General features: G+C 32.9%; 2 protein-coding genes. Both read right to left on the reverse strand.

Translation table 11 applies throughout. The annotated features are described in order from the left end of the window. On the reverse strand, positions 1–2794 hold a 2794-nt coding region (locus HZY83_RS08540; RefSeq protein WP_179942396.1), incomplete at its 3' end, for a Cna B-type domain-containing protein. Between the two features lie 56 nt (positions 2795–2850). Next, positions 2851–5643, reverse strand: coding sequence for a hypothetical protein (locus HZY83_RS01905; RefSeq protein WP_179942397.1), 2793 nt, complete (start codon positions 5641–5643; stop codon positions 2851–2853). Between the last annotated feature and the right edge of the window lie 46 nt (positions 5644–5689).

Raw genomic sequence — 5689 nt, forward strand, 5'->3', positions numbered from 1 at the left:
CATTTGATAGTAAATTTACTGTGATGCTTGTTGGGCGTTTTCCATCTTGGTTATTATTATCTTCCCAAGCTTTTACTCCAGTAACTTGTGTATTTTCTGGCGTGTATTTGTTTGTTATGTTGTATCCATTGATTTCTGTTGTATAACCGTAAACTTGATTTTCTGTTACTGTGTAATTTACTTCTTGTCCGTCTTTATATTTCGGTAAGTTTGTAAATTCATAACTCCAGTTATCTGTTGCACTTACTTCTTTACTTTGAACTAATTCTCCGTTTGATAGTAGATTTACTATAATTTTCTCTGGGCGTTTTCCGTCTTGGTTATTATTATCTTCCCAAACTTTTTGTCCAGATACTTGTGTAGTTTCTGGTGTGTATTTGTTTGTTATGTTGTATCCATTGATTTCTGTTGTATAACCGTAAACTTGGTTTTCTGTTACTGTATAATTTACTTCTTTTCCAGCTTTGTATTTCGGTAAGTTTGTAAATTCGTAACTCCATTTATCTTGCTCAATTACTTCTTTACTTTGAACTATTTCTCCGTTTGATAATAAGTTTACCGTGATACTTGTTGGACGTTTGCCATCTTGGTTATTGTTATCTTCCCAAGTTTTTACTCCAGATACATTAGTAACTTCTGGTGTGTATTTGTTTGTTATGTCGTAACCATTGATTATTGTTTCATATCCAGCAACTTGGTTTTCTGTTACTGTGTAGTTTACTTCTTTTCCAGCTTTATATTTCGGTAAGTTTGTAAATTCGTAACTCCAGTTAGCTGTTGCACTCACTTCTTTACTATCTACTTGCTCACCATCTGCCAGTAAATTAACTGTGATTTTTTCTGGGCGTTTTCCATCTTGGTTATTGTTATCTTCCCAAGTTTTTACTCCAGATACATTAGTAACTTCTGGTGTATATTTATTTGTTATGTTGTATCCGTTGATTTCTGTTATATAGCCAGCAACTTGGTTTTCTGTTACTGTGTAGTTTACTTCTTTTCCAGATTTATATTTCGGTAAGTTTATAAATTCGTAACTCCAATTATCTTGCTCAATTACTTCTTTACTTTGAACTATTTCTCCGTTCGATAATAAGTTTACCGTGATACTTGTTGGTCGTTTGCCATCTTGGTTATTGTTATCTTCCCAAGTTTTTACTCCAGATACTTGTGTAGTCTCTGGTATATATTTGTTTGTTATGTTGTATCCGTTAATTTCTGGTGTGTAACCTTCAACTTGGTTTTCTGTTACTGTATAACTTACTTCTTTTCCGTCTTTGAACTTCGGTAAGTTTGTAAATTCGTAACTCCAGTTATCTGTTGCACTCACTTCTTTACTTTGAACTAATTCTCCGTTTGATAGTAGATTTACTGTAATTTTCTCTGGGCGTTTTCCGTCTTGATTATTATTATCTTCCCAAACTTTTTGTCCCGATACTTGTGTAGTTTCTGGTGTGTATTTGTTTGTTATGTTGTAACCATTGATTTCTGTTGTATATCCGTCAACTTGATTTTCTGTTACTGTGTAATTTACTTCTTTTCCAGCTTTATATTTCGGTAAGTTTGTAAACTCGTAACTCCAATTTTCTGTTGCACTTACTTCTTTACTTTGAATTATATCTCCGTTAGCTAGTAAGTTTACTGTGATTTTTTCTTGGCGTTTGCCATCTTGGTTATTGTTATCTTCCCAAGTTTTTACTCCAGTAACTTGTGTAGTTTCTGGTGTGTATTTATTTGTTATATTGTATCCGTTAATTTCTGTTGTATATCCATCAACTTGATTTTCTGTTACTGTATATGTTATTTCTTGTCCGTCTTTATATTTCGGCAAGTTTGTAAATTCGTAACTCCAGTTATCTGTTGCACTTACTTCTTTACTTTGAACTACTTCTCCATTTGCTAGTAAGTTTACCGTGATACTTGTTGGGCGTTTATTATCTTGATTATCAGCGTCGTTCCACGTCTTCGTTCCTGTAATGCTAATTTTTTCAACAGTATTAGACACCTCGTGCACAGCCAACAACTCTTGATTAACAGTAATTATATGATCTTCATCAGATTTTACATAGCCAACTGGTGCTTTTGTTTCAACTAATTTATATGTTCCCAAAGGAATTTCAGTAAATATCGCATTTCCACTAGCATCAGTAGTTATCGTTTGAATAACCGTACCATCTTCACGACGTAATTCAAATGTTGCTCCAGCTAAGACTTTCTTACTTCCGTCAGCATTAATTTCATCACTCACTTTTAGCACTTTTACATCACGTGTTTTCGCTATAATTCCAGCATTAGCAATAGCCGTTGTTTGTATAGGGTTTAAAGTAAAACTCTCTGTCAAACCATAGCGGTTATCATCACTATCTTCTGTTTTTATGACATGATTATCTTGTACAGTTTTACCAAATTTAGTAACAAACTCTTCTTGCTTATCTTTACCTACAAAACGTACTTTATAATCACCGCGTTTATAAACATCAAAATGGTATTGACCATTACTATCTGTCGTTGTAACTCTTGCTTTTCCGTCTGTATCAACTAGCACCTGACCAGTTGACATATCAATCAACTCAACTGTTCGATTAGCAATACGATCTTCTCCCTCATCCAACTGACCATTATTATTTAAATCTCTAAAATAAGTACCACCAACAGTATATTTAGCAACTGTTATCCCCACTTTATTAGCTTCTGCGTAAATCACTTCATCCGTAGATGTTGCTACTGAATTGTACGCATACGATGATTCTTCTAATAAATCTGTCAACAGGGGTATACGTGTTGGCACAATAAACATAACTTCTTCTTTGGAACTCAAGAATGACCCTTGTTTCAATTTAATTTTAATACTTTTTACTTGATACTTTTTACTTGGCTAAAATCACTAACTTGATCTTTGGTTAGCCATTCTCCGTCACGCACACTTGCTAAGTCTATTCCCTGTAGTGTCAATTGATAAAAAATATCAAATTTTTCTAACAACGTTTGATTTTCCGTAACATCCTCTAAAGCTTTTGTTAACGGTGTTGAAAATTGCGATCCACGTGGCGTGTACTCTCCCGATTGATTCGATGCAATCATATGATCGCCAAGAGCAGGTAATGTATCAATAGTGCTAATAGTTCGCACTTCTGCAATTGTATTGTTAAATAAGCGTAAACCATAATAGACATTACCACCTAAATCACCGGTTACAAGCATTGAATTAGGTTTCGTATCTAATCCAATTACTTTTGATACTAATAGTTCTAATGGCGGAATAAATGTTACTGTTGTTGAACCATATATATAACTTTCTGAATAATCATTATCATCATCTAAATCTAACTGATCAATGTATCTAATATTGTTGTTATCTGGTGATACTATATCATTATCATCATATGTCATATAAGTATATAAACGATGCTGTCCACTTGGAGTATTTTTATCAGTTGTAATAACCGGATTGATTTCAAAATAACCATTACCACCAGTAATATTTAAGTCTCCAAAACTCCAAATAAGCGCTGTCTGTCCAGTACCTTTATAGTTTTCAATAACTTGTGGTTCACCATAAGAAACGTTGTATCCTCCCCAAAAATATCCCTTAGACTTATACTTAAATCCAGGTGGCAACATTGAAATAACTTTAAGATTTTTCACCTTATCAATAGGCCCAAATGTATTTTCATTTATACGATACTGTTGTTTAAAAGTAAATGATGTACCTTCTGCGGTATATGGTAAAACTCTTACTGTTGGAGAAACATTTGTCAACGATATTACTGGTTGAGGTTTCCATACAGAAATATATGAGTATCTACCTTTGTAAACTTCATCTTGACGCTTAGCTTCACTTACATTAGCCACTATTGCAGAGTTAATATAGTCAACACTAGTTGTACCGTAATAATTTTGTCTATTAACATATTCGCCATCACTAAATTTTTGCCATTCGTCATCTGTTAAGTCAACTTCAATGATATATTTAAAATCAGTATTATCAACCTGAATTGGTTCTAAAAACTCAATTTCTAAATTAGTATATTGGCTGGTTGTATCTTCAATGGTAACTGTATCCGTTGATTTTATATTTCGTGCTAATTCAACTTTTGTCCCGTCAGCTTTTATACCATAAAGTACATTTTCTTTTGTATCAAGCTGTGTATTGATAGCTTCATTGCTATTATAAAATTTAAACTTTTTGTAGTATAACCCTTTACGGTCTCTATTTAACGTATCGGTCAATTTATAAACGTGCGTAACAATACCACCAGTCTTATCCGAAAAACTTGATCCATTATTTGTATTACGCACAATACCTTGTTGTACCATTCTTAATGATTCTAAATTTGTTCGTTGAGAATACAACTCTCCTTTAGGTCTAGTAAAATAATAAGTTCCCTCACTATAATTTATTGCACGCCCATCAACATTAGCACTACCATTTAAATTATCTTTCCAAACATCCATACTACCTGTTTGTTTAAAGTAAACAGGTCTAAACTCAATCGGCAATGTTAATTTCTGGAATGTTTGTGCTGGTTCATCTTCATATTTTTGTGTTATATCAACTGTTACATTTAAAATCGTATTTAACGGTGAATTTGTAGCTTTAAAATATGCTTGCCCTGAATTCCAATTCCCAACAATATGTGGATTGGTATACCAATGCCAATTGTCATATATTGTACTTGGTTTATATCGAATAATAGTCAACTTACGAGTTGATGAATCATACTCCGCGTCAACACCAGCTTGAATTTTCCAAGTTGCAATTGTTCCATTTGTAACAGCATTATTTGACATACGTGGTTCGATTGTTTCTGGTAACGTATAGACTTCTTTAACATATTCTACTGGTTTCAATGATAATTTACTGGTTATACCTTCTTGAACTTTTAAGTTAATTCCCACTTTTGTTTCTAAGTTTAGTGGTGTTGTTCCAGTTGCTGTCTCTCCTTCTGTAAGATTAACATTGTATAACAACGTATCACTTTTTAATTTAGTCGAACTATTATCAAATGTATCATCAATCGCACGTGGATAAGAATTACCGTGATACCATTCAGCAATTGCCACATTAGTCATATATTCTTGTTTTCTAAGAACATACGTAATATCTTTGTTATACAGAACAGGTTTACTATCAGCTGTACTTTTTCCATCTACAATTTTTAAATTAATATTAAGTTCATCTCTATCTCGTACAGCTTCTTCATTAACAGCAAATGGAAATGGATACGTTCCACGGAAGCCACCACCAATACGATGAAATTTATATATCACATAATAATTATTTTCATCTTCTGTCTTCTCAGTTTCATAAGCTTCAGCCGAATCAACAAAAATTGGTTTTGAAATTTTGGTTAAGTCACCAACTTTTGTCTTTGGAACCGTCAAAACAACCCAGGGCTCGCTTAATTCTGTACCTGAACCTGATACAGAAATATCTACTGCTGCTGGAACAGTTTCTCTCACCCAAAATTCTCGCTTTTCGTCTACCGTATTATCACTATATAAATTAACAACATTCAAATCAACTTTAAATGTCGTGTTATCGGCATATACTGTATGATTTACTGAAAAACTTGACAACAAAGTTGATATCAATAAAATCCATATTAAAAATATATGCCTTAGTTTATTCCATTTAAAATACATACTCTCTATTCCCTTTCAATAAATTTTTTATTCTACTATTATATAT

This window comes from Gemella sp. GH3 (assembly GCF_013415425.1).
Lineage (GTDB): Bacteria > Bacillota > Bacilli > Staphylococcales > Gemellaceae > Gemelliphila.